Origin of the sequence: Erwinia sp. E602 (assembly GCF_018141005.1) — a bacterium.
Classification (GTDB): domain Bacteria; phylum Pseudomonadota; class Gammaproteobacteria; order Enterobacterales; family Enterobacteriaceae; genus Erwinia.
Genome location: NZ_CP046582.1, coordinates 1309546 through 1335110 on the forward strand (window position 1 = coordinate 1309546; position 25565 = coordinate 1335110).

The following is a 25565-nucleotide window of genomic DNA, read 5'->3' on the forward strand; positions in this document are numbered from 1 at the left end:
GAGAAAGGTGTGAAAAGGGTTTGGAAAAAGTCATTCAGCCAGATGAACAGATAGGCCGGTTTGCTGGAAAAATAGACGTTGCCCGTAGGTTACGGATATCAGGTGGTTAAGGAGAGTACGTACCGTCTGACGACGAACCTGCGTGCATTTAACAGCGGTGAACGGTGTCTTTGAATGCTACTCATCCCATTCTCAGACTTTCGTACCCTTCTGTTTTTTGTGGGATTCATCTATATTCGGATCTGGCTCAATGCATGACCACAAAAACGAGCGCAACATCCACAGGGCAGAGAACCCGTATCAGGAGGAAGGGAGCGATGAACTATCTGAAAGAGTCAGCCGCGCATACGGTTGAAGAGACGCAGTCCAGCATTGTGATTACCCGTAAGAAACTGTCGCGTTGCGATGAGTTCGCACTGATTGTCGATGCGGTGATCAAGGATCATCCGGATGCTAAAACCCACATCGACAGCGACAGCGGCGGCTACGATAAAGTGATCATCCTGAAGTAATGCCTTAACGGCCCCCATAGCGGGGTCGGTAAACTCTTCCATGTAATCCTCAACGCGGCAGCTGAACGCCACCAGATATCCTACAGTCCGGCTGGTAAACGTCGCCAGATATCCCCTCAACGAAGCCAATCCACCGCCCGTCGCGTTTGGCATCCTTCGGCTGCTCGCTGAACAGGTGCAGACAATGGCCCATTGCATCCGCTCCAGCCATTGACAGCAAGCTGATTAGATATTACCCGGATAATCCCCTGCGAAATCATCAGCAACGGAATGTGCGCCACCCCACAAATCGTTCAATAAACCGGCATAAATGGTTTCAGCGATAGCAGCAAATGAAATTTTCGTATTTTCTTTGAACAAAAAAGCAACTATCATGGCCCCACAATAAAAGTGAGGACGTTATGATTGATTTAGAACTAGGGAACTGGAAAGACTTTATTGAAGCGATGTTACGCAAGTAATTGGCTTCAGCTAAGAAAAGCGCGGCGACGTTATTCACCTGCTTTATCTTCAGTGACCCGTACAACGAAAGGCAGCCCCCAACGGGCTGCCTTTTTCATTTCCGGTCAGGCTGGTGTGTTTGTACCAGGTTTCGTCTTCAGCGGGAAGCGCCTGCGTACCAGCACAAAGAACAGCGGTACAAAGAAAATCGCCAGCACGGTGGCGGAGATCATCCCGCCCATCACCCCGGTGCCCACCGCGTGCTGGCTGGCCGAACCCGCACCGCTGCTGGTGGCCATCGGCAGCACGCCGAAGATAAACGCCAGCGAGGTCATCAGAATCGGCCGCAGGCGCTGGCGTGAGGCCGCAAGCGTCGACTCCACCAGGTCGTTACCACGGGTGTTCAGCTCGTTGGCAAATTCGACGATCAGAATGGCATTCTTGGCCGACAGGCCGATTACCGTCAGCAGCCCCACCTGGAAGTAGACGTCGTTCTCCAGCCCGCGCAGCCAGGTGGCGACCAGCGCGCCGATCACCCCCAGCGGCACCACCAGCATCACTGAGAACGGAATAGACCAGCTCTCATAAAGCGCCGCCAGGCACAGGAATACCACCAGCAGCGACAGCGCGTAAAGGGCAGGGGCCTGTGCGCCGGTCATCCGTTCCTGCAGCGAGGCGCCTGTCCACTGCAGGCCGATGCCGGTGGGCAGCTTGCTGACCAGCCCCTCCATAACGTCCATCGCCGCGCCGTTGCTGACCCCCGCCGCCGATTCGCCGACGATCTCAAGCGATGAGTAGCCGTTGTAACGCTCCAGCCGCGGCGAGCCGGTCTCCCAGCCCGAGCTGGCAAAGGCGCTGAACGGCACCATCTCGCCGCTGCCGTTACGCACGTACCAGCGGTTAATGTCGTCCGGCAGCATGCGGTACTTCGCCGCGGCCTGCACATAGACCTTCTTCACCCGGCCGCGATCGAGGAAGTCGTTCACATAGGTCGAGCCCCAGCCGGTTTGCAGCGTGTCGTTGATGTCGTCCAGCGACACGCCCAGCGCCTGCGCCTTGCGCTGGTCGATATGGATGCGCAACTGCGGGCTGTCGTCGAGTCCGTTGTGGCGCACGCGGGTCAGCGAGGGATTGTTCTGCGCCATTTCAAGCAGCGTGTCACGCGCGCTCATCAGCGCGTCGTGGCCCAGCCCGCCGTGATCCTGCAGCTCCATATCAAACCCGGCCGAGTTGCCCAGTCCGGTAATCGCCGAAGGGCTGCTGGCGATCACCCGCGCTTCTTTAATCTTTTTAAAGGCGGTGGTGGCGCGTTCGATAATGGCGAACGAAGAGTCGTGCTCGCTGCTGCGCGCTTTCCAGTCGGTCAGGCGCACGAACAGCCGCGCCACGTTCTGGCCGTTGCCGCCGGGGCCGGAGCCGACGGTGGCGAACACCGACACCACGTTGTTTTTCTCTTCGGTCAGGTAGTAATGCTCCACGTCCTGCACCACCTTCAGCGTCTGCTGCATCGTGGAACCCGGGGGCAGCTGTACCTGAGTGGTAAAAATACCGCGATCTTCCAGCGGCAGGAACGATGTCGGCAGGCGCAGGAACAGGAAGGCCATCACGCCGATCAGCGCCAGATAAAGCAGCAGCCAGCGGCCACCTCTGGCGATGATACGGCCAATGCCGCGCTCGTAGCGTTCTGCGTTGCGGTTAAACACCCGGTTAAACCAGCCGAAGAAACCGCGACGGCCGTGATGCTGCCCTTTTTCCAGCGGTTTAAGCAGCGTGGCGCACAGCGCCGGGGTGAGGATCATCGCCACCAGCACCGACAGCACCATCGCCGCGACGATGGTGACGGAGAACTGGCGGTAGATCGCCCCGGTGGTGCCGCCAAAGAAGGCCATCGGCACAAACACCGCCGACAGCACCAGCGCGATGCCGACCAGCGCCCCCTGGATCTGCCCCATCGATTTGCGCGTCGCTTCGCGCGGCGACAGCCCCTCTTCGCTCATGATGCGTTCGACATTCTCCACCACCACGATGGCGTCATCCACCAGCAGGCCGATCGCCAGCACCATGGCGAACATGGTCAGGGTGTTGATGCTGTAGCCAAAGGTGTAGAGCACGCCGAAGGTGCCGAGCAGCACCACCGGCACGGCGATAGTCGGGATCAGCGTGGCGCGGAAGTTCTGCAGGAACAGGTACATCACCAGGAACACCAGCAATACCGCTTCAAACAGGGTTTTGACCACGTCCTCGATCGACGCTTTTACAAACGGCGTGGTCTCAAAGGCGATTTTGGCTTCCAGGCCGTGCGGGAAGAAACGGGAAAGCTCGTCGAGGCGTGCGCGCACCAGCGTATCGGTCTGCAACTCGTTGGCGCCGGAGGCCAGCTTAACGCCAAGGCCGGAGGCCGCCAGGCCGTTGTAGCGGCTGAGGTAGTCATACTTCTCCGCCCCCAGCTCCACCTGCGCCACCTGGCCTAAGGTTACCACCGAGCCATCGGTATTGACCTTAAGCGTGATGTCGCGGAACTGCTGCGGGGTCTGCAGCAGCGACTGGGAGTTGACGGTGGCGTTCAGCGCCTGGCGGTCGACTGAGGGCAGGCCGCCGAGCTGGCCGACCGCCACCTGGCTGTTCTGCGACTCAATGGCGCTGACCACGTCGGCGGTGGTCAGCGCGAAGTTAATCAGCTTGTTCGGATCGAGCCAGATGCGCATGGCGTACTGGGAACCGTAGGCGTCCACCTGGCCAACGCCGTCAATACGGCTCAGCGGATCCTGAATATTACTGGCGACGTAGTCGGAAATATCCTGCTTATCCATGCTGCCGTCGGTGGAGACAAAGGCCACCATCAGGATATTGCTGTCGCCGGTCTTGTTCACCGTCACCCCCTGCGACTGCACGGCCTGCGGCAGTTTGCGCAGCGCGCTCTGCAGCTGGTTCTGCACCTGCTGGCGCGCCTCGTCGGGGTTAGTGCCGGCGGTGAAGGTCAGGGTGATGGTGGCCTGGCCGGTATTACTGCTCTGCGACGACATATACATCAGGTTGTCGATGCCGGTCATGTTCTGTTCAATGACCTGAGTCACGGTGTTTTCCAGCGTTTCCGCCGAGGCGCCGGGATAGTTAGCGGTAATTCGTACGTTTGGCGGAGCGAGGTCCGGGTACTGTTCCACCGGCAGAGACATCACTGCCAGCCCGCCGGTCAGGCACATCAGAATCGCCAGCACCCAGGCAAATATCGGGCGATCGATAAAAAAGTTGGCCATTATCAGGCTCCGCTGCTGATAGTCAGAATTACTAAAGAAAGCCGCCGCTTTTATGTGGCGTGGTGGTCATTCATCGCGGAGCAAATTTATCAGTTTATTCAACAGACTCCGTCAGCATAACACTGTAGACGCAGCGGCAGCACGAATCGTGGAGAAAATGAGGAGAATGTGTAAATTCACCTCGCTGAAACGGGGGCGTTTTTTACCTTAACGCCGCTCGCGGAGCGGCAGAACGTGCTGTAACGCCGCCGAACCGGCTGACCTGCCACCGACAGGTGTTACCAGAGCAATATCTGCTTACATCCATGCTGATTTACCACAATTGCTGACGTTTGCTGGCAAAACTCGCACCGCTTTTTACCATCGCCGAACGCTGCTTTTCACTGAAAAGTGAATAATCAATCCCGTAACGTTCAAACACCCTGAGGAGCACCAGATGAAAAAGACACTCCCGATACTGTTGGCGGCCACTTTGCTGGCTGGCACCTCGTTTACCACTTTAGCAGCGACCCAGGTCAATGGCAGCCAGGCCACTAGCCTGCAAAGCATCGGCAGCGTGCAGGTCTCTGGCGTCAGAGGCACTCTGGATGACGCCACACATCAGCTGGCGAAGAAAGCCGATGCGCTCGGCGCCAGCCACTACCGTGTGGTCAGCGCGGACACTCCCGGTGATTCCAGCCTGTGGAGCGGCACCGCTGAAATCTATCGTTAATTTGTGTTAATCCCGTCCAGTACCCCTATCCCTGTAGTAGTCCCTTAGTGATTTCACTGTCCGGCCGCAATATGTGGCCGGTTTTTTTATGCGTAAACGGACAAAAATCACAAAACCTCACGAATTACCCGGCGGATATTTTGCGTCACCTCCACAGAACGGTTAGGATGCATCGCCGCAATTTCCTGGGATTTGTAAATCGTCCTGACGATAAAACCAGGCATATTGTTCAGACTTGCAGCAGTCAACGCAAACGTTTGTATGGCACATAAAAAAAACAGGATTACCCAGGACAGGTAACCGCATCACTTGTGGACAGGACAATAGGGTCAAATATGAAAGCAGATCACAATGCCGGCGCGGACACCCGTGCGGCGAAAAGACGTTGGTTAAACTCCCACGATACCGGCTATAAAAAGGCGATGGACAATCGCCACGTGCAGATGATCGCGATCGGCGGTGCCATCGGTACCGGCCTGTTCCTTGGTGCCGGTGGCCGTCTGCAGGCCGCCGGTCCGGCGCTGGCGCTGGTCTATTTAGTCTGCGGTATCTTCTCGTTCTTTATTCTGCGCGCGCTGGGTGAGCTGGTGCTGCACCGCCCAACCAGCGGCAGTTTTGTCTCTTACTCCCGTGAATTCCTCGGTGAAAAAGCCTCCTATGTGGCCGGCTGGATGTACTTCGTTAACTGGGCGATGACCGGTATCGTTGATATCACCGCCGTTGCGCTCTATATGCACTACTGGGGCGCGTTTGGCGATGTGCCGCAGTGGGTGTTTGCGCTGGGCGCGCTGGCGATCGTCGGCACCATGAACATGATCGGCGTGAAGTGGTTCGCCGAAATGGAGTTCTGGTTCGCGCTGATCAAAGTAGCGGCGATCGTGATCTTCCTGGTGGTCGGCGTGGTGTTCCTCGGCAGCGGTAAAACGCTGGACGGTAACGCCACCGGCTTCCACCTGATCACTGATAACGGCGGTATGTTCCCGAACGGTCTGCTGCCGGCGCTGGTGCTGGTGCAGGGCGTGGTGTTTGCGTTCGCCTCAATCGAGATGGTCGGTACCGCCGCCGGCGAGTGTAAAGACCCGAAAACCATGCTGCCGAAGGCGATCAACAGTGTGATCTGGCGTATCGGCCTGTTCTACGTCGGTTCTGTGGTGCTGCTGGTGCTGCTGCTGCCGTGGAATGCCTACCAGGCCGGTCAGAGCCCGTTTGTTACCTTCTTCACTAAACTGGGCGTGCCTTACGCGGGCAGCATCATGAACATCGTGGTACTCAGCGCCGCGCTCTCCAGCCTGAACTCCGGCCTGTACGTTACCGGCCGTATTCTGCGTTCGATGTCGATGGGCGGCTCTGCGCCAAAAAGCATGTCGAAGATGAGCAAGCAGCACGTGCCCTATGTCGGCATTCTGGTCACCGTTGGCGTTTACATCATCGGTGTTTACCTGAACTATATCGTGCCTTCCAGCGTGTTTGAGATTGTGCTGAACGTGGCGGCGCTGGGGATTATCTCCTCCTGGGCGTTTATCGTGGTCTGCCAGATGCGCCTGCGTAAGGCAATTAAAGAGGGGAAAGCGGAAGAGGTGAGCTTCAAAATGCCTTTCGCGCCGTTCACCTCGTGGCTGACCCTGCTGTTCCTGGTCAGCGTACTGGTGCTGATGGCGTTCGACTACCCGAACGGCACCTACACCATCGCCTCTATCCCGCTGCTGGCGGTGATGCTGGTGATTGGCTGGTTCGCGGTGCGCAAGCGTGTCCACTCGCTGAGCGAAGAGCAGCACGCGGCGGCTGACGAAGAGATGAACCGCTAAGACGTTACAGCGTCAGACGGGGCAGGCCACTGCCCCGTCTGTTTCAGATAGCGTTCCCGCAGCAAGCTGTCTAAAATGGCAGGCTCCCGAAAAATGCCAGGAGCCCCTCATGTCCGCCAGAATCGACCTTATCAAAAACAAAATCCTCTCTGAAAACTGGTTCGTTCTGCGTAACTACACCTACGATCTGACGGCGAAAGATGGCGCCACGCTGCGTCATAAACGCGAAGTGTACGATCGCGGCAACGGCGCGACCATCCTGCTCTACAACCGTGAAAAAAACAGCGTGGTGCTGACGCGCCAGTTCCGCATTGCCACCTGGGTGAACGGTAATCCGAGCGGGATGCTGATTGAGGCCTGCGCCGGGCTGCTGGACGACGACTCACCCGAAACCTGTATCCGCAAAGAGGCAGTTGAAGAGACCGGCTACGCGGTGGGCGAGGTGGAAAAACTGTTTGAGCTGTATATGTCGCCGGGCGGCGTCACCGAGCTTATCCACTTCTTTGCCGCCGAATACAGCGATGCGCAGCGCGCCAGCGCGGGCGGCGGCGTCGACGATGAGGATATCGACGTGCTGGAGCTGACCTTTCCGCAGGCGTGGACGATGGTTAAAGATGGCCGTATTCAGGATGGCAAAACCGTCACCCTGCTGCAGCATGCGCTGCTGGCAGGCTGGCTGCACCTCTGAAATTTTTAATTACGCTGGTGGCGGGTGGGCTAACGCCTGTAACCCTGTAACCCTGTCAGCCTGTCAGCCTGCCAGCGCCCGCCTCTGTAATTGTTCAGTATCGATAAGAGAGGGCAAGAGTGTGATGCGCTCTGCGCTCTGACCCACAGTCCGATAAATCCGATTGAGGCCACTGCCGCTTGCCGCGATGATGGGCGTTTACCCTCGCCGGAGGTGATACGCGCCATGTTCAGCACTTCAGGGATCGCACAACTCGTGGCTTTGCGTGGCGTCTGGCTCGGCCTGGCACCGCTGTTCTGCATCGCCAGCCTGCAGGCGGAGCCGCTGCAGAAGATCTTCGCCGACTGGCAAATCACCTGTAATAACCTGAACACCTGTGAAGTGCGCAGTTTCCCCGCCAGTAACGGCCTGGTGATGCAGCTGACGCGCGATGCCGGCGAGGATGACCGGCCGCGGCTGAGCATTGATTATGGCAATCGCGACAGCGGTGAACGGCCGGGCGGCACGTTGCAGGACAATCTGCTGCTGGACGGCAAGCGCCTGAAGCCCGATCTCAAAAACTGGCAGGTCACCGCCCACCACTGGTCCACCGCTGATGCCATCGCCATTGAAGAGTTTCTGCAGCAGGTGCGGGATGCCGATAACCTGCAGCTGCTGTATCGCCCACAGGCGGCGATCTCCCTGCACGGACTGAAGGCGGCGCTGCTGCTGATGGATGAAGTGCAGGGGCGGGTGAAGAGCGGCAGCGCGTGGGTCGCTTCCGGTGCGGGGGACGTCAGCGATCTTCCGCCGCCGCCCGACGTGCCACAGATTTCCTCCGCGCCGCGTCCGCCACGCGCGCTGAGCGGCCGGGAAAGCCGCCAGCTGCTGGATTACGCCAGCTGGCATCTGGATAACGACCTCTGTTCGCTCGATCCGCTGCGTCGCGAAAGCCAGGTAGCCCCGCTCAGTGATAATAAAGCCCTGCTGTTGGTCAGCTGTGAAATGGGGGCTTACAACCTGATTTATCTCGCCTTTGAGGTCAACCGTCAGCCGCCGTTTATTGCCCGATTGCTGACGCTGACGCTGCCCTTTGTGCCCTCCGGCGCTTCCGGCCGCCAGCTGGAGCTGGTGAACGCCGAATTTGATGCCGCCCGCGGTGAGCTACAGACCTTCAGTAAAACCCGTGGGCTGGGGGATTGCGGCGTCGCCACACGCTGGCAGTACGACGGCCATCAGTTCCGTCTGGCGGAGTACGCGCAACAAAGCCTGTGTGACGGCTGGAACGGTAGCGAACGATGGCCGACGCTGTGGGTAACGCAGCGCGCTGAGGCGGCGGCGGCGGGCACGGTTGAAATGCTGGCGCAGGGACAGTAATAAAAAAGCCCCCGCGAACGGGGGCCTGAAACGGGTGGTTAACAGGGTTAGTGCGGTTTGAGCAGGGCTTCAGCGTGGCTAACGATATTCTCCACCGTAAAGCCAAATTCCGGGAACAGTTTTTCCGCCGGGGCTGATTCACCAAAACCGGTCATGCCGACGATCGCACCGTTCAGCCCGACGTACTTATACCAGTAGTCGGCAATACCGGCCTCCACCGCCACCCGCGCGCTTACGCCTGCCGGCAGCACCGACTCTTTATAGGCGGCATCCTGCGCGTCAAACAGGTCGGTGGACGGCATCGACACCACCCGCACCCGATGGCCGCTGGCCTGCAGCTTCGCCGCCGCGCCAAGGGTGATTTCCACCTCGGAACCGGTGGCGATCAGGATCACCTCCGGCGTGCCGTCGCTCTCCTGCAGCACGTAAGCGCCGCGTGAGATATCGGCCAGCTGCTGCGCGCTGCGCGGCGGCTGCGCCAGGTTCTGTCTGGAGAGGATCAGCGCGGTTGGTCCGTGATGGCGCTCTACCGCGTGCTTCCACGCTATCGCCGTTTCCACCTGATCGCACGGACGCCAGACGCTCATATTCGGCGTAACGCGCAGGCTGGCCAGCTGCTCCACCGGCTGGTGGGTCGGCCCGTCTTCCCCCAGACCAATCGAGTCGTGGGTATAGACCATAATCTGCCGCGCCTTCATCAGCGCCGCCATGCGCACCGCGTTACGGGCGTATTCGACAAACATCAGGAAGGTGGCGGTGTAGGGCACAAAGCCGCCGTGATGGGCGAGGCCGTTGGCAATCGCGGTCATGCCGAATTCACGTACGCCGTAGTGAATATAGTTACCGGCCGGATCCTCTTTGATCGGGGTCGACTTCGACCAGAGCGTCAGGTTGCTCGGTGCCAGGTCGGCGGAGCCGCCCAGCAGCTCCGGCAGCAGCGGGCCGTAGGCTTCCAGCGCATTTTGCGACGCCTTACGACTGGCGATTTTCTGCGGATTAGCCTGCAGCCGTTCGATATACTTTTGCGTCTCCTGCTGCCAGTTCTCCGGCAGGCCTCCGTTCATGCGGCGGGTGTACTCGGCGGCCAGTTCGGGATGGGCGGCCCGATAGGCATTCAGCTTCTCCTGCCATGCCTGCTCGGCTTTGGCACCGGCTTCTTTCGCATCCCACTGACGATAAATCTCTTTCGGGATCTCAAACGGCGGGTGGTTCCAGCCCAGCTGTTTACGCGCCAACGCCACTTCCTCATCGCCCAGCGGTGCGCCGTGCGCCTCCTCTTTGCCGGCCTTATTCGGCGAACCAAAGCCGATCACCGTACGGCAGATAATCAGCGACGGTTTATCGGTGACGCTCTGCGCCTCTTTGATCGCGCGGCTGATGGCGTCAGGATCGTGGCCGTCAATCTCGTGCACCACGTGCCAGTGGTAGGCTTCAAAGCGCTTCGCGGTATCGTCGGTAAACCAGCCCTCGGTTTCACCGTCGATTGAGATGCCGTTGTGATCGTAGAAGCCGATCAGCTTGCCCAGCCCCAGCGTGCCGGCCAGCGAACTGACCTCGTGGGAGATCCCCTCCATCAGGCAGCCGTCACCCATAAACACGTAGGTAAAGTGATCGACAATCTCATGATTCGGGCGGTTAAACTGCGCGGCCAGCGTGCGTTCGGCAATCGCCAGCCCGACGGCGTTAGCCAGCCCCTGGCCCAGCGGACCGGTGGTGGTTTCCACGCCCGGCGTATAGCCCAGCTCCGGGTGGCCCGGCGTTTTCGAGTGCAGCTGGCGGAAGTTTTTCAGCTCGTTAATCGGCAGATCGTAGCCGCTGAGGTGCAGCAGGCTGTAAAGCAGCATCGAGGCGTGGCCGTTAGAGAGGATAAAGCGGTCACGATCGGCCCATGCCGGGTTGTTCGGGTTGTGGTGCAGGAATTCGCGCCACAGCACTTCGGCGATGTCGGCCATGCCCATTGGGGCACCCGGGTGGCCGGATTTGGCTTTTTGTACCGCGTCCATACTTAAGGCGCGGATGGCGTTGGCCAGTTCTCTGCGTGAAGACATAAGGTTCTCCATGACGTGTGGGTCGGGCAGGTCGGTGACCCGCCCGAAGAGGAGGTGAAATCGAGGGAGTTACAACCGGGCGGCCAGCACGTCTTCCAGCTTCTGCTGGTCGCTGGCGAAATTACGGATGCCGTCGGAAAGTTTTTCCACCGCCATCGGATCCTGATTGTGCAGCCAGCGGAATTCGGCTTCCGTCAGGGCTTTCGGCGGGTTCAGCACGTTGGTGGACGGGGTCAGTTTACGCTCAACCGGCGCGTTGCTGGCCTGCAGCTCTTTCAGCAGGTCCGGGGAGATCGTCAGGCGGTCGCAGCCGGCCAGGGCCAGAATCTGCTCCACCTTGCGGAAGCTGGCACCCATGATCACCGTGTTGTAGCGGTGCTGTTTGTAATACTCGTAAATGTTACGCACCGACACCACGCCCGGATCTTCATCCACCACATACGGGTCGAGCGGCTTGCGGCTGTTGTACCAGTCGTAAATACGGCCGACAAACGGCGAGATGAGGAAAACGCCTGCTTCGGCGCAGGCACGCGCCTGCGCCATTGAGAACAGCAGCGTCAGGTTACACTGAATGCCGTTCTTCTCCAGCTCCTCCGCCGCTTTGATCCCCTCCCAGGTAGAGGCCAGCTTGATCAGAATGCGCGAGCGCGGAATGCCGTTCTCTTCGTACATCCGCACCAGCTTCTCGGCTTTGGTCACGCACATGCCGCGGTCAAAGGAGAGGCGCGCATCCACCTCGGTAGAGACGCGTCCAGGTACGCTTTTCAGGATCTCCATACCGAGGTTGATGGCGACTTTATCGCTGGCGTTGATGATCTGCGTCTCTTTGCTGCCACCCTGCCGTTTGGCATAGTCGATGGCATCGGTAATCAGGTGCTTGTAGGAGTCAAGACCGGAAGCTTTCAGGATCAGCGACGGGTTAGTGGTCGCGTCTTCAGGATGGTAGTTACGAATCGATTCGATATCGCCACTGTCAGCCACCACGGTGGTGAATTGTTTCAGTGCGTCTAACTGGTTCATCGGTTTTAAGCTCCTTGTAAAGCGCATCAGTCTCGGGATAAACAATGTGGGGGGATCACAGTGCAACAGGCGCAGCACAATAGAAATACGCTTTCTCTGATTGTTGCAATGGGTCAGCCCAATGGTGCTTTGCACCGGCTACAGGGAGGCAAAAGCACTCCACCATGCCACGTGGCGGTCACCCTGTTTTGTTGAACAGTGCCGGCCAGAACACGTGCGGCGCGGCGTTATCTCAGCAACATCGGCGACGAAGCCACCATAAAGCATAGCAGATGAGGAAAATCGCGTGACGGGGAAGGTGGAATGCCTGGGGGTTAATGGTAACGTGCGGTAACAGGGTGTAATGCCGTTTTTTTGCACTGCTTCAAGTTTTTACGTGTTATCGCCCCTCTATACTGACTGGTCAAACCTCGCCAAAGAAAAGGAACTGCGAATGGACGACCAGTTAAAACAGAGCGCGCTTGATTTCCACCAGTATCCGGTGCCGGGAAAAATCCAGGTGTCTCCCACCAAGCCGCTGGCAACCCAGCGAGACCTGGCTCTTGCGTACTCCCCCGGCGTGGCGGCACCCTGCCTGGAGATCGCCGCCGATCCTCAGGCGGCGGACAAGTACACCGCGCGCGGCAATCTGGTGGCGGTGATCTCCAACGGCACCGCGGTGCTCGGACTCGGTAATATCGGCGCGCTGGCCAGCAAACCGGTCATGGAAGGCAAAGGGGTGCTGTTTAAGAAGTTTGCCGGTATCGACGTGTTTGATATTGAAGTGGATGAGCTGGACCCGGACCGGCTGATTGAGGTGGTGGCGGCGCTGGAGCCAACCTTTGGCGGCATCAATCTGGAAGATATCAAAGCGCCCGAATGCTTCTATATCGAGCAGAAGCTGCGCGAACGAATGAAAATCCCGGTATTTCACGACGACCAGCACGGTACGGCAATTATCTGTACCGCGGCGGTGCTCAACGGCCTGCGGGTGGTGAATAAACAGATTGCCGATGTGCGGCTGGTGGTCTCCGGTGCCGGGGCCTCGGCGATAGCCTGCCTCAATCTGCTGGTGGCGCTGGGTATGCAGACGCGCAATATCGTGGTCTGCGATTCGAAAGGGGTGATTTACCAGGGGCGTGAGGCCAGTATGGAGCGCACCAAGGCGGCCTACGCGGTGGCGGACAGCGGCAAGCGCACGCTGGATGAGGTGATCGACGGGGCGGATATTTTCCTCGGCTGCTCCGGACCGCGGGTGATGACCCCGGAGATGGTGAAAAAAATGGCGCGCGACCCGCTGATCCTTGCGCTGGCCAACCCGGAACCGGAGATCCTGCCGCCGCTGGCTAAGGCGGTTCGCCCGGATGCGATTATCTGTACCGGCCGTTCCGACTTCCCGAATCAGGTCAACAACGTGCTGTGTTTCCCGTTTATCTTCCGCGGCGCGCTGGACGTGGGCGCCACGGCGATTAACGAAGAGATGAAGCTGGCGGCGGTACACGCTATCGCCGAGCTGGCGCTGGCCGAACAGAGCGAGGTGGTGGCCTCCGCCTACGGCGATCAGGAGCTGAGCTTTGGCCCCGAGTACCTGATCCCGAAACCCTTTGATCCACGGCTGATCGTACAGATCGCCCCGGCGGTGGCAAAGGCGGCGATGGACTCCGGCGTGGCGCGGCGGCCAATTGCGGACTTTGACGCCTACCGCGAGAAGCTGACCGAGTTCGTCTACAAAACCAACCTGTTTATGAAGCCGGTGTTCTCGCAGGCGCGTAAGGATCCGAAGCGGGTGGTGCTGGCGGAGGGCGAAGAGGCGCGGGTGCTGCATGCCACCCAGGAGCTGGTCAGCCTCGGGCTGGCGAAGCCGATCCTGATCGGCCGCCCGAGCGTGATCGAGATGCGCATGCAGAAGCTTGGCCTGAAATTTGAGCTGGGGAAAGACGTGGAGGTGGTGAACAACGAATCCGACCCGCGTTTTAAAGAGTACTGGAATGAGTACTACCAGATTATGAAACGCCGTGGCGTCTCGCCGCAGGAGGCACAGCGCGCGGTGATCGGCAATCCGACGCTGATCGGCGCGATTATGGTCCATCGCGGCGAAGCGGATGCGCTGATCTGCGGCACCGTCGGCGACTACCGGCAGCACTATGAGATCGTTGAAAAGCTGTTTGGTTTCCGCAATCAGGCCGGGGTGGCCGGGGCGATGAACGCGCTTGAGCTGCCGAGCGGCAACACCTTTATTGCCGATACCTACGTCAATGAGGACCCGACGCCGGAACAGCTGGCGGAGCTGACGCTGCTGGCGGCGGAGACCGTGCGCCGCTTTGGGATTGAGCCGAAGGTAGCGCTGCTGTCGCACTCCAGCTTTGGTTCATCGAACGCGCCGGCGGCGCGCAAGATGCGCGAAACGCTGGCGCTGGTGAAGGCGCGTGCGCCGGATCTGGAAATTGACGGTGAGATGCACGGTGATGCGGCGCTGGTGGAGAGCATCCGCCACGACCTGATGCCGGACAGCCCGCTGAAAGGCTCGGCCAACCTGCTGATCATGCCCAACGTTGAAGCGGCGCGCATCAGCTACAACCTGCTGCGCGTATCCTGCTCGGACGGCGTGACGGTCGGCCCGGTGCTGATGGGCATTGCCAAACCGGTCCACGTGCTGACGCCGATCTCCTCGGTCAGGCGCATCATCAATATGGTGGCGCTGGCGGTGGTCGAAGCGCAAACCTCCCCGCTCTGAACCCGACGGCCGGTGCCCGCCCGGCCGTCTGTCACCTCACCGTGCCTGCCGCACCTGACGGTGAGGGGATCCATCGTTTATCATGGCGGAACAGACTTAAATCCAGTTTTTTACCGGCAGGAAGTCGCTGTAGAGGGCCGCTTCCGGGCTGCCCGCTTCCGGCTGGTAGTCATACTCCCAGCGTACCAGCGGCGGCATCGACATCAGAATCGACTCGGTGCGCCCGCCGGTCTGCAGGCCAAACAGCGTGCCGCGATCCCACACCAGGTTGAACTCAACGTAGCGGCCGCGGCGGTAAAGCTGGAACTGCCGCTCGCGCTCGCCCCACGGCAGCGCTTTACGCCGCTCAACGATCGGCAGATAGGCGTCAAGGAAGCCGTTACCCACCGCCTGCATAAAGCCGAAGCTGGTGGCAAAGTCCGGGGTGTTCAGGTCATCAAAGAACAGCCCGCCGATGCCGCGCTGCTCGTTACGGTGTCTGAGCAGAAAATAGTCATCGCACCACTTTTTATAGCGTGGATAAACGTCGTCGCCAAACGGCTGACAGAGATTCAAGGCGGTCTGATGCCAGTGCACCGCATCCTGTTCAAAGCCGTAAAACGGCGTCAGGTCGAAGCCGCCGCCGAACCACCACACCGGATCGGCGCCCGGCTTTTCGGCGATAAAGAAGCGCACGTTGGCGTGGCTGGTGGGCACATACGGATTTTCCGGGTGGATCACCAGCGACACGCCGAGCGCTTCAAAGCTGCGGCCCGCCAGCTCCGGGCGGTGTGCGGTTGCCGAGGCGGGCATCGCGTCGCCGTGGACGTGTGAGAAGTTGACGCCGGCCTGCTCAAATACGCTTCCCTGGCGCAGCACGCGGCTGCGCCCGCCGCCGCCGCCCGGGCGCTGCCAGCTGTCCTCTTCAAAACGGCCGCTGCCGTCGGCCTGAGCCAGCTGCTGGCAAATATTATCCTGCAGCGTGAGCAGAAACTGTTTAACCTGGGCGATATCCGGTGCGTTCATGAAGTGACCTTATAGCGAGAGACGCGTGGATTATACCTCAGCCGGTGCGGCGGCTGGCATCATACTCATCAAAAAAGCTGACGATACCGTCTGAGATCGCCGCGGCAATCTTCTGACGGAAGGCGGTGGTGCCGAGCAGCCGCTCCTCCGCCGGATTGGTGATAAATGAGGTTTCCACCAGTACCGAGGGGATGGAAGGCGATTTCAGCACCGCAAACGCCGCCTGCTCGGTGTGCTGGCTGTGCAGGTGATGTACCGGGCGGATCTGGCTGAGCACGTGTTTACCGAGGATCAGGCTGTTTTTGATGGTGTCGGTCTGCACCAGGTCAAACAGCACCTGCTGCAGATAGTGATCCTTCGCTGCCACCTGCGCGCCGCCAATCTCATCGGCGGCGTTCTCCTTCTGTGACAGGTAGCGCGCCATGGTGCTGCTGGCCCCACGGTTGGAGAGGGCGAACACCGACGCGCCGTTGGCCGTCGGGCTGGTAAAGCCGTCGGCGTGGACCGACATAAACAGGTCGGCGCCGTGCTGATGGGCGATCTCCACCCGTTCACCCAGCGGGATAAAGTGGTCGGTTTCACGGGTCAGCCGCACCTCAATATGCGGATGATTGCTCAGCCGCTGGCGGATGTGGTTGGCGATCTCCAGCACCACGTGCTTCTCCTCCGAACCTTCATGGCCGACCGCCCCGGAGTCAATACCGCCGTGGCCGGGGTCAATCATGACGATTTTTTTGCTGCCTCCCGGGCGCGGCGGTGGGCTGGCTGGGGTTTTACGCTGCGGCTGGCCGACGTGCAGGGTGACATCCTCCTCACGTGCGCTGGCGTTGCGGCCGAACAGCGCCAGCGCCAGCCCGGAAAGCAGCAGCTGGCGGCGGGTGGTCAGCGGCGTCAGCCTGGAAATCATTTTCATAGCAGCATCCTGAATGGCGCGTTGGCGGTAAGTAAGCACGAATGGATCCATTAATGGCAGCTGTTATAGCGTAACAATCCGTGCGCCGCGAGACGGGAACTGTTTCAGACTTTTAAGCTTTATTTCAAGGTAATACCTCAGGGATTAAGGTTTTTTTGCCACCGGCGGCGTTACAGGGGTTGCACGCGCGAAATAATGCGTGATAATCAGCAAATTGTGCTTAAGGTCAGGGTAATTCCATGGAAATCCGTGCTTTCCGCCAGGAAGATATTGAAGAAGTGATCACGCTCTGGGAGCGTTGCGATCTGTTACGGCCGTGGAACGATCCGGAAATGGATATTGAGCGTAAGCTGAATCACGACCCCGACCTGTTTCTGGTGGCGGTGGTCGGTGGCGAAATCGTCGGCACGCTGATGGGTGGCTACGACGGCCATCGCGGGTCTGCCTACTATCTCGGCGTGCATCCGGACTATCAGGGACGCGGCTTTGCCAACGCGCTGATCAACCGGCTGGAGAAGAAGCTGATCGCGCGCGGTTGCCCGAAAATTCACGTGATGGTGCGGGAAGAGAACGATGCGGTGGTCGGCTTCTACGAGAAGCTGGAATATGAAACCGTCGACAGCATGCTGCTCGGCAAGCGGCTGATCGAAGATCGCGAATACTGATCGCTTATGCGGGGCGGTCCGATGCAGCCCTGTGAAACATCGCGCAGCCTGCGCCGAAGCGCCTGCTGGTGCCGCCGGAGCAATGCTCACGATGGAGAGGGGCCACGTCGTATAAATGTTGCTGATGATGACGGTGCCGGCGTGGCAAAACTCCTGCTAAAAATGACAGGGCCATCGCAGCCTTACACGTGCCAAAGATGGCACTGTTGCCGCAATTGACATATTTGATGATGATAATAACCGTACCGCCGTGAATTACTCCCCCGATGATTACGATAATAAAGGCCAGCTGCGCCTGCCGCTGAGCTTCTGGGCGATCCTGCTGCTGCAGGCCCGCACCTGGGTGCTGTTTGTGGTGGCCGGTGCATCACGTCAGCAGGGGGCCAGCCTGCTGGAGCTGTTCTACCCTGATACCCCCGCCTTCTGGCTGGGCCTGGCGCTGGGGCTGCCCGCCGCCGCCGGCCTGCTGTTGACCGGCTATCGCCAGCGGCTGCCGCGCCTGTGGCAGGCGTGGCGTTGGGTGCTGTGCGCCACGCTGCTGGTGATGCTGATGCTGCAGGCCGCACTGTTGTGGCAGGGAGACGATCCGCTTTCGCCGCTGGTGACTGGGGTGATGCTGCTGGACGTGTTCGCACTCTGCGCATTACTGTGGCAGCGCCGCCTGCGCGACTGCTTCGATCCGCAGGAGAATCAGTGAATCCCGCCGTTTAAACTTTTTCAGCGTTCTGCACTCCAAGCACCGGAAGTTGTGAATACTGAACTCAGGAGTTGTTATGAAAAATTCTCGTCCGGCGCTGTTAATCGCTACCCTGCTGCTGGCGGGCTGCGCCGGTTCCTCTGCGCCATCTGATTCTGCCAGCGCCTCGACCTGGTGGAATCCGATCTCCTGGTCGTGGTCCAGCCTGTCGCCGACCCACTGGTTTGGCTCGTCGCTGCAGGTGAGCGAAGCCGGCGTCGGTGAGGTCACCGGCAGCACCGCGATGACCGAAGCCGCCATCGGTAAAGGGCTGGACGGCAACTACGCCCTGCGCCAGGGTATGCGCAGCGAGGGCGGCAACGTGGTGTCGTTCTGGCAGGCGATTAACGGCGATAAGCAGGTGAAAATAGAGCTGAGCGGGCAGGGTACGGTAAGCCGCATTGACGTCAGCGACGCCGGGGTGAAAACCGCCGGCGGCGTCAGCATCGGCACGCCGTTCAGCGACCTCTACGGCAAAGCCTTTGGCGCCTGCCGCAAAGGCCAGGGCGCGGACGGCGACGGTGTCGAGTGTAAAGCGCCGGGCAGCAAGCATATCAGCTACCTGTTCAGCGGCGAATGGCACGGCCCTGAAGGGCTGATGCCTGCAGACGATACGCTGAAAAGCTGGAAAATCAGCAAGATTATCTGGCGTAGATAAGGCGCTAATCGTAACGGGCCAGTATGTGGAGAGGTGCAGCCATCATTGCTGCGGATGTTGCTCCTGCTGGCCCCACATCTGCCGTAATTTCACCGTGACCGACCCCTCACGCGCGCGCACTGCGCTCCCTCCTGAGAAAACGTGTCATCGCAGTTATCCCGCCGCGGGTAGCCGTTGCCCTTTGCTATCCTGCCGACAAAATATTTAATCGCAATTAAGCCGCCATTTTCTGACGATCTGGCGGTCATTGCTCTCACCTGTAATACAGATGCGTGAATAAAACTGAATTCGCGCTATAAGCCGCTGTCTGTCAACGGACGTTCGGGTTTGCTCGCCTTTGTTGCCGGTGTTAGCAACGTGGATTAGCCATTTAGAGGTTAAGCATCTTGTGGACTCACATTGACGGAACGGTTTTGTGCGAGGTGTGTGTTTCCCCCCCCTATGTCAGGGTTGTTGACGTCTAATAGGTTTGGGTTAAGTTTTGCCTGATGTATGATCGACCGGTATTTAACCAGAGAAATTAAAAGGATTTAAAACTATGGCAGACGAGACAGACAATACGACAGTGACCTGTCTGAGTCACAAGATGAAGTACAAAGAAGTCCCTTGTGGCAGGCAACTGAAACACTGGCTGGAGTTGCAGTTTGTGGATGAGAACAACAACCCGGTTTCCGGCCTGAACGTGCAGTTGGAATACCATCCGCTGGCCACGGCGGCAGAAATGGCGATGTTGAGGCGGGGTGGCGACACCCGGTTCGATCCCACACCGCCGCCTAATCCGCCCGCTGGCGTCACCGACAGCCAGGGGCTAGTGCGGTTCGATGACCTGTACTGGCTGGCCGTTGACGTGAAAATGGACGGGCAGCAGCTGGCCGATGAAATGGAGCAGCGCCCGCTGGGTATCAGGCGTAACCCGAACAGCCAGCCGGTGAGCGGTAATGCCTTTCGGCGGGAGACGCGGGACAAAAGCTGGCGCACGGACGTGCAGGAGAAGGCGGAGGCCGCCGGATACCGGCATCACTATGTGACCATCGGGGAGCTGTGCGACAGGTTACCGGAGATGCCGGGCTGGGACTCGCCTGAGCCGCCGGTGTTCCATTTTCCGCCCGGAAAGGCGCTGAAAGGGACGAAAATTGCGCGGGATGCGCTGGAGCAGCGCCACGTGATTGAGGTCTGCCCGTTCCGGGCGTGGGTGCTGCCCCTGCACGACACAAAGGACTATGACCTGGCGAACGCGCTGAACCTCGGCATCATGGCCGACCTTGTGTATGCCGCCGAGGCGAAGAACCCGACCATCGATTATTTTTTCCGGCAGAAGTGCCTGGATCTGTCCTGCATCCCGCAGTTTGCCGAGTATCCGTCTTACTTTCACACACTGGCGGTGGATGTACCGTTCCGGGAGCGCTACCAGCCTCCTGTCTACATGAATACTGGGGTGGGAGCAACGGGGGAAGGTGATACCCGCCTGTTTACGGTGGAATGCGGGGCGCACGTACTGGTTGCCTGGTGCGGTACCGACACTCTGCTGAATATCCTGACAGATTTGTCCTTCGCACCGAAGCGGTGTCTGCCGGAGCTGGCTGGGGCGGGCAACGTGCACGGTGGTTTTCTGGAAGCCTGGCAACTGGCTAAACGGAAGTTCGGGGATAAGCTTGACGCGGTTAAGACTGGTTTAGGTAAGAGAAAGAAGCTGTTCGTCTGCGGTCACAGTCTGGGCGGGGCGCTGGCGCTCCTGTATGCCGCCGAGATGAAAGCCTTTAACCCCGTGCTGTACACCTACGGAATGCCGCGGACCTTCACCCGCGCGGCGATCGCCTCTCTGGGTGGCATCACGCACTTCCGTCACGTCAACGACAATGACACGATCACGCAGATCCCGCCGGATGCCGATCTTGATAACGCGTTTTACAGATCGTGGGGGCCCCTGGGCGACAAACTGGGGTTTGACTGGTCACTGACTACGGCCGCCGGACTCAGTGTGGCGGTGCGGGACCTAACGTTCCAGTCGACAGAGCTTGTGGAGAAAAAAGACCCGTACTGGCACCATGGCAGTACGGTGATATTTTTCCGGGCGCAGCAGTGCGCGATGCGGGCTGCCAGTCCGAACCAGAAAAGCCTGGTCGACGGGCAGGTCTATACCCGGCATTTTGTGTCCACCAGACTGTATGTCGTGCCGTCCCTCAATGAAGAGTGCCTGAAATCCACCGCTGAGTATCAGGCAGCGTTTATCCAGTGCCTGAACCCGGCCAGCCTGGCAAAGACCTTTCCGCAGAATACTAATCCGGCGCTGAACGGCATCGGAACCGACCCCCGCAGCCACTCGATGGCGCACCGCTACCTGCCCTATATTCACAATCAGGTGCTGGAGCTGGCCGATCCGGGCAGGGAGATGCACCGGAAAGAGATGCGGGTCATGTTCCGGGATCAGGTTGAGAAGGGCGCGGCCTACAGCAATCCGGATGAGGTTGAACGTAACCGCGAATTTCTGGCACTTCAGGACATGCTGCCGGTGGCGCTGAGGCGGACAGAGGCAGATGAGACCGGGAAAAATGCCCTGCTGCGTTTTGCGGCGGTAACGGAGGAAGAAGTTGAACTTTCTCAGTAAAACCACCGTCATCGCGTCAGCTGTGATGCTGCTTTCCGGGTGTGATAACCGCCCTGACAGGACGCTCTCCCCCCCGTCTGGCGCAAAGGGGGTGGATGTGACTTTCCGTGTCCCGGAGGGGATCACGCTGCAGCCCGCCGAGCTGCTTTACCGTTCGACGCAGTGCAAATCAGTCCGCTATAACTCAAGCAGTGAACCGCATGATATTCCGGGCTATAACGATGTTGAACGGCAATTCGGTGCGCCCGATGGCAACAATGTCCGGCGTCTGCGGATTGCCGTGGATGGTGGCGGCCCGTGCCAGTGGCAGCTGAACTCGCTGAGGGTGAGCTTCAGAATTGCGGACGATGTTCCACTGGTAAAGGGGAAAGAGGTTATCGATACCAGTTATATCTTCGATTTCGGTGACTACGGACTCAGTGACGGTTACGGGACCGGGCTGGCCAAAGCATTCAGCGGGGTGCGGCAGGAACTGAAAACAGACTTTTTCCCTATTGTCTCTAATCACATCGACAATACGGTCAGCTTGAAGTTTTTTGGGGGGGAGACCGGAACAGAAAGGTGGCGCAGACGTTTTAGTCTAAGTAATACACGATATATAGCTATAGAACCTGCTGTTCATCTAATGAAAGTTGTTGTATTAAATTCGCCTGATCATCCAGGCGATCTGACAGCAACTTATCCTGATGGTAGCAGTGAAGATATACCGAATATTTTCCCTGATTATGACAAGTTGCTGTCAATGAAATAGGCGGTATATGTTCCTAATAAAAAAGGATTTTCTTGAGATCCTTTTTTACACTTCCAGCCGCTGACTCTCCCAGCGCCTCGACCTGGTGGAATCCGATCTCCTGGTCATGGTCCAGCCTGTCGCCGACCCACTGGTTTGGCTCGTCGCTGCAGGTGAGCGAAGCCGGCGTCAGCATCGGCACGCCGTTCAGCGACCTCTACGGCAAGGCCTTTGGCGCCTGCCGCAAAGGCCAGGGCGCGGACGGCGACGGCGTCGAGTGTAAAGCGCCGGGCAGTGAGCATATCAGCTACCTGTTCAGCGGCGAATGGCACGGCCCGGAAGGGCTGATGCCGGCGGACGATACGCTGAAAAGCTGGAAAATCAGCAAGATTATCTGGCGTAAAGGATAAATATTTAATCGCAGTCATGCTGCCATTTTCTGACGATCTGGCGGTAATTACTCTGGCCTGTAATACAGACGCGTGAATAAAGCTGAATTCGCGCTATAAGCCGCTGTCTGTCAACGGACGTTCGGGTTTGCTCGCCTTTGTTGCCGGTGTTAGCATCACAGATTAGCCATTTAGACGTCTATTTCTGCCCGCCACCTTGCCGCCTGTAGGCCGTAAGCGGGAGCCGGGCAGCGTGAACAGGTGCTGATCTATGGATTTTTATCTCGGCATTGATATTGGCACCTCGCGGGTCAAATCGGTGCTGTTTGACGCTGACTTCAACGCCGTGGCCAGCGCGGCGGAAAATACCGCCCCTGACCTGTCGGCCAGCGGCCATGCCGAGCAGGATATGCAGCTGATGCTGGATTCGGTGCTGCGCACCCTTAGCGAGGTAGCGCGTTCACCGCTGCTGGCGCAGGGGCATATCGCGGCGATCGGGCTGGCCGGCCAGGGCGAGGGCGTCTGGCTGAGCGACGCCGACGGCAATCCGGTTGGGCCGGGCATGCTGTGGAGCGATACGCGCAGCGCCGGATTGATCCACGAACTGCTGCAGCGGCCGGGCCTTGACCGGCGGCTGTTTGCCGAAACAGGCACCCACCTGCAGCCGTGCAACAGCAGCCTGCAGCTGCACTGGCTGGCGCGTTATCAGCCGGAGCGGCTGGCGGCGGCGCGCTATATCTTCTGCGCCAAAGACTGGGTGCGCTTCCGGCTGACCGGGGTGGCGGCGCTGGAGCTGACTGATGCCAGCGCCTCGCTGCTCGATCAGCAGGCCGGTACGCTCTCTGCGCTGATGCTCGACGAGCTGGGCCTCAGCCACCTGCGCGATAAGTTTCCACCGCTGCTGGCGGCGGACGCCCCGGCGGGTGCGCTGAGCGCTGAAATGGCGCAACGCTGCGGCCTGCCGGCGGACATTCCGGTGGCCGCCGGGGCGCTGGACGTCAGCAGCGCGGCGCTGGGCTGCGGCGCGGTACACAACGGCGACATCTACACCATTCTGGGCACCACCTGCTGCACCGGCATCGTCTGCACCAGCCGCGAGACGGTCAGCGACGGCACGCGTTTTGTCGGCAGCACCGAGGCGGGCAGCTTTATTAATCTGTTCCCGATGCAGGCCGGTACGCCGAATATCGACTGGCTGCGCCAGCATATCGCGCTGACGCCGGACCTGCAGCAGCTGGAGGTTGAGATAGCAGGCGTAGCGCCCGGCAGTAACGGCGTGTTCTGGCAGCCCTACCTCAATGGCGAACGCGCCCCGTTCTACAGCCCGACCGCCCGCGCCGGCTACTTTGGCATCGGCCAGCACACCACCCGCGCCGAACTGCAGCGCGCGGTGTTTGAAGGGCTGGCCTACGCGATCGTCGACTCGCTGCAGGAGTACCCGTCCGGCGGTGAACTCTACCTGACCGGCGGCGGCGCGGCCTCGGCCACCTGGCTGCAGATTATCGCCGACTGCACCGGCAGAACGGTGATCGCCAGCGAATTCAACGAACTGAGCGCGCGCGGCGCGGCGCTGCTGGCCGCGCGTAGCGTTGGCGCACAGCATCAGGTGCCGCCGGTGGCACAGACGCGCTATCAACCCGACCCCGATGCGCACGCCTGTTACCGGGAGCTGTTCCCGGTCTACCGGCTGCTGCGCGACCAGCTGCAGCCGGTGTGGCAGGCACGCCACCAGGCCCTGCAACGTTTAAAGGAATCAAAATAATGAAGATCGTGTTTACCGCCGAGTACGCCGGTGATTTACAGGCGTTTCGCCAGCTGGGAGAGCTGGTGGTGGACGGCTGGGCCATCGGCAAGCCGAAGTTTGCGCCGCAACAGCTGATCGCGCTGGCGCACGACGCTGACGTCATCGTCACCAGTTACGATAACGTCACCGCCGAGGTGATTGCCGCCTGCCCGCAGCTGAAGGTGATTGCCTGTACCCGCGCCAATCCGGTGAATATCGACACCGCCGCCGCCAAAGCGCGCGGTATTAAGGTGTTGTTCACCCCCGGCCGCAACGCCGATGCCGCCGCCGAGCTGACCTTTGGTCTGATGCTGGCGCTGGTGCGTCATATTCCACAGGCGCATGCGGCGCTGAAGCGCGGTGATTTTACCCGTCAGGCACAGCAGGAGCAGCAGACGGCCAGCGGGCTGAAGCGCGACGTGGTGTGGGACGTGACGCCGGAAAGCCCGTATGAAGTGTTTAAGGGCAGCGAGCTGCGCAATAAAACGCTTGGTCTGATCGGCTACGGCAATATCGGCCGCCGGGTGGCGCGTATCGCCCGTGCGTTTGGCATGGCGATTCTGGTGGTGGATCCGTTTGTGGCGGCGGAGGAGATTAACGAGCCGGGGCTGCAGAAGACCTCGCTGGACGCGCTGTTCCGTGAGGCGGATATTGTCAGCCTGCATCTGAGCAGCGGCGCGCACAGCGACGGTCTGGTGAACGCCGCGCTGTTGGGGAGCATGAAGCCGGGGGCGCTGCTGATTAATACCTCGCGGGCGGCGGTGGTGGTGGAAGCCGATCTGATCGACGCACTGCGCAAGGGGCCGTTGGGCGGTGCGGCGCTGGACGTTTATCATCAGGAGCCGCTGTGGCGCGATCATCCGTTCGTAAGCGAGCTGGAAAACGTGATTATTACGCCCCATATTGCCGGTGCCACCCGCGAGAGCATTGAGAAGCACACCGCGATGATCGCCGCCGATCTGCAGCGCTTCGTGGCGGGGGAGCCGCTGCTGTATCAGTGGAAGTGATACGGTTAGCGCTGGCGCGGTGCGGGTCGCTTCAGGTTGGGTGCCTGGCTTAATCGGGGTTATCCGGATCGCGGACACGCCAATAACGTCCCTGGGCTCTGCCGGGCGCATCCCTGCGCCCGAAGGTCCGCTAACCCGGATAACCCCGATTGCCTGTAATCATTGGTGTTGCTGTCCTGAAATTTTCTTTATCTGCGCTCAAACATCAAACATCAAACATCAAAACATTATTACGGGTCTTTTAGGTTTTTAAGGCAGCAACTCAATGACTGAAAAGGGAGGACGTTGGTGGACAGGTTAGCCGGGCGTACGGCGCAGGGATGCGCCGTCCGAGCCTCCACGGACGGATTCACGGCGACCCGGCGTTCTGCCACCAACGGCCGAACCCGGCGCGGAATATGAAGCCATGCCCTTAAATCAGCGACGCAAAAGCCAGTAAGGGAGGACGTTGGCGAACAGGTTAGCCGGGCGTACGGCGCAGGGATGCGCCGTCCGAGCCTCCACGGACGGATTCACGGCGTCCCG

At 59.7% G+C, this 25565-nt stretch carries 21 protein-coding genes and 2 pseudogenes; 16 read left to right on the plus strand and 7 right to left on the minus strand.

The window, feature by feature from the left end:
- The first annotated feature begins 317 nt into the window (after nt 1–317).
- Complete coding sequence (locus tag GKQ23_RS07365; protein WP_212410162.1) at nt 318–512, plus strand: hypothetical protein; 195 nt, start codon at nt 318–320, stop codon at nt 510–512.
- A 49-nt stretch (nt 513–561) separates the two neighbouring features.
- On the opposite strand, the gene GKQ23_RS07370 is transcribed toward GKQ23_RS07365, so the two are convergent.
- Together GKQ23_RS07370 and GKQ23_RS07375 are read right to left on the minus strand one after the other, a co-directional pair.
- Complete coding sequence (locus tag GKQ23_RS07370; protein WP_212410163.1) at nt 562–705, minus strand: hypothetical protein; 144 nt, start codon at nt 703–705, stop codon at nt 562–564.
- Nucleotides 706–737: 32 nt separating this feature from the next.
- Nucleotides 738–887 carry a hypothetical protein gene (locus tag GKQ23_RS07375; protein ID WP_212410164.1) on the minus strand — a complete coding sequence of 50 codons (150 nt, stop codon included), beginning with the start codon at nt 885–887 and terminating at the stop codon, nt 738–740.
- A 26-nt stretch (nt 888–913) separates the two neighbouring features.
- On the opposite strand from GKQ23_RS07375, the gene ypfM reads away from it, so the two are divergent.
- Nucleotides 914–973, plus strand: a complete 60-nt coding sequence (gene ypfM / locus GKQ23_RS07380) for a protein YpfM (RefSeq protein ID WP_101505280.1) — start codon at nt 914–916, stop codon at nt 971–973.
- 105 nt (nt 974–1078) lie between these two features.
- On the opposite strand, the gene acrD is transcribed toward ypfM, so the two are convergent.
- Complete coding sequence (gene acrD, locus GKQ23_RS07385) at nt 1079–4207, minus strand: multidrug efflux RND transporter permease AcrD (RefSeq protein WP_056239051.1); 3129 nt, start codon at nt 4205–4207, stop codon at nt 1079–1081.
- Nucleotides 4208–4643: 436 nt separating this feature from the next.
- Between acrD and GKQ23_RS07390 the strand changes: the two genes are divergently transcribed.
- From GKQ23_RS07390 to GKQ23_RS07405, 4 genes are all read left to right on the plus strand, one after another.
- The gene (locus tag GKQ23_RS07390) at nt 4644–4919 is read left to right on the plus strand and encodes a DUF1471 domain-containing protein (protein WP_056239054.1); all 276 of its coding nucleotides are present in this window, start codon (nt 4644–4646) and stop codon (nt 4917–4919) included.
- Between the two features lie 335 nt (nt 4920–5254).
- The gene (gene ansP, locus GKQ23_RS07395) at nt 5255–6724 is read left to right on the plus strand and encodes an L-asparagine permease (RefSeq protein ID WP_056239057.1); all 1470 of its coding nucleotides are present in this window, start codon (nt 5255–5257) and stop codon (nt 6722–6724) included.
- 109 nt (nt 6725–6833) lie between these two features.
- Entirely contained in the window at nt 6834–7412 is a 579-nt protein-coding gene (gene nudK / locus GKQ23_RS07400) for a GDP-mannose pyrophosphatase NudK (protein ID WP_212410165.1), read from the plus strand.
- A gap of 225 nt (nt 7413–7637) precedes the next feature.
- Nucleotides 7638–8768 carry a DUF1176 domain-containing protein gene (locus tag GKQ23_RS07405; RefSeq protein WP_101505191.1) on the plus strand — a complete coding sequence of 377 codons (1131 nt, stop codon included), beginning with the start codon at nt 7638–7640 and terminating at the stop codon, nt 8766–8768.
- Between the two features lie 47 nt (nt 8769–8815).
- Here the strand turns inward: GKQ23_RS07405 and tkt are convergent, their stop codons facing one another.
- Entirely contained in the window at nt 8816–10816 is a 2001-nt protein-coding gene (gene tkt, locus GKQ23_RS07410; RefSeq protein WP_212410166.1) for a transketolase, read from the minus strand.
- A gap of 69 nt (nt 10817–10885) precedes the next feature.
- On the minus strand, nt 10886–11836 hold the full coding sequence (gene tal / locus GKQ23_RS07415) for a transaldolase (protein WP_101505193.1): 951 nt from the start codon (nt 11834–11836) through the stop codon (nt 10886–10888).
- Between the two features lie 433 nt (nt 11837–12269).
- Here tal and maeB point away from each other — a divergent pair, with 433 nt between their 5' ends.
- Nucleotides 12270–14549, plus strand: coding sequence for an NADP-dependent oxaloacetate-decarboxylating malate dehydrogenase (gene maeB / locus GKQ23_RS07420; RefSeq protein WP_056239073.1), 2280 nt, complete (start codon nt 12270–12272; stop codon nt 14547–14549).
- A 96-nt stretch (nt 14550–14645) separates the two neighbouring features.
- Here the strand turns inward: maeB and hemF are convergent, their stop codons facing one another.
- Both hemF and amiA read right to left on the minus strand, forming a co-directional pair.
- Nucleotides 14646–15554: an oxygen-dependent coproporphyrinogen oxidase gene (hemF, locus tag GKQ23_RS07425; RefSeq protein ID WP_212410167.1), complete on the minus strand. Its 909-nt coding sequence runs from the start codon at nt 15552–15554 to the stop codon at nt 14646–14648.
- Between the two features lie 37 nt (nt 15555–15591).
- The gene (amiA, locus tag GKQ23_RS07430) at nt 15592–16467 is read right to left on the minus strand and encodes an N-acetylmuramoyl-L-alanine amidase AmiA (RefSeq protein WP_212410168.1); all 876 of its coding nucleotides are present in this window, start codon (nt 16465–16467) and stop codon (nt 15592–15594) included.
- Nucleotides 16468–16706: 239 nt separating this feature from the next.
- Here amiA and GKQ23_RS07435 point away from each other — a divergent pair, with 239 nt between their 5' ends.
- The 9 genes and pseudogenes from GKQ23_RS07435 (at nt 16707) to GKQ23_RS07470 (ending at nt 25040) form a co-directional block, all read left to right on the plus strand.
- Nucleotides 16707–17132, plus strand: coding sequence for a GNAT family acetyltransferase (locus GKQ23_RS07435; protein ID WP_056239082.1), 426 nt, complete (start codon nt 16707–16709; stop codon nt 17130–17132).
- Between the two features lie 250 nt (nt 17133–17382).
- A complete protein-coding gene (locus tag GKQ23_RS07440) occupies nt 17383–17829 on the plus strand; it encodes a DUF2919 domain-containing protein (RefSeq protein ID WP_212410169.1) in 447 nt (148 codons plus the stop codon).
- A 76-nt stretch (nt 17830–17905) separates the two neighbouring features.
- Nucleotides 17906–18526: an RpoE-regulated lipoprotein gene (locus GKQ23_RS07445; RefSeq protein ID WP_212410170.1), complete on the plus strand. Its 621-nt coding sequence runs from the start codon at nt 17906–17908 to the stop codon at nt 18524–18526.
- 538 nt (nt 18527–19064) lie between these two features.
- Nucleotides 19065–21131: a lipase family protein gene (locus GKQ23_RS07450; protein WP_249168487.1), complete on the plus strand. Its 2067-nt coding sequence runs from the start codon at nt 19065–19067 to the stop codon at nt 21129–21131.
- Nucleotides 21115–21882, plus strand: coding sequence for a hypothetical protein (locus tag GKQ23_RS07455; protein WP_212410171.1), 768 nt, complete (start codon nt 21115–21117; stop codon nt 21880–21882). Before GKQ23_RS07450 ends, GKQ23_RS07455 begins: the two co-directional genes overlap by 17 nt.
- Nucleotides 21883–21914: 32 nt before the next feature.
- Nucleotides 21915–22013 (plus strand): annotated as a pseudogene (locus GKQ23_RS24165) (hypothetical protein); the annotation flags it as partial.
- A gap of 24 nt (nt 22014–22037) precedes the next feature.
- A pseudogene (locus GKQ23_RS07460) lies at nt 22038–22271 on the plus strand (DUF1131 family protein); the annotation flags it as partial.
- A 250-nt stretch (nt 22272–22521) separates the two neighbouring features.
- Complete coding sequence (locus GKQ23_RS07465) at nt 22522–24012, plus strand: FGGY-family carbohydrate kinase (RefSeq protein WP_212410172.1); 1491 nt, start codon at nt 22522–22524, stop codon at nt 24010–24012.
- Nucleotides 24012–25040 carry a 2-hydroxyacid dehydrogenase gene (locus tag GKQ23_RS07470; protein WP_212410173.1) on the plus strand — a complete coding sequence of 343 codons (1029 nt, stop codon included), beginning with the start codon at nt 24012–24014 and terminating at the stop codon, nt 25038–25040. The genes GKQ23_RS07465 and GKQ23_RS07470 overlap by 1 nt, the downstream gene beginning before the upstream one ends.
- The last annotated feature ends 525 nt before the right edge of the window (nt 25041–25565 follow it).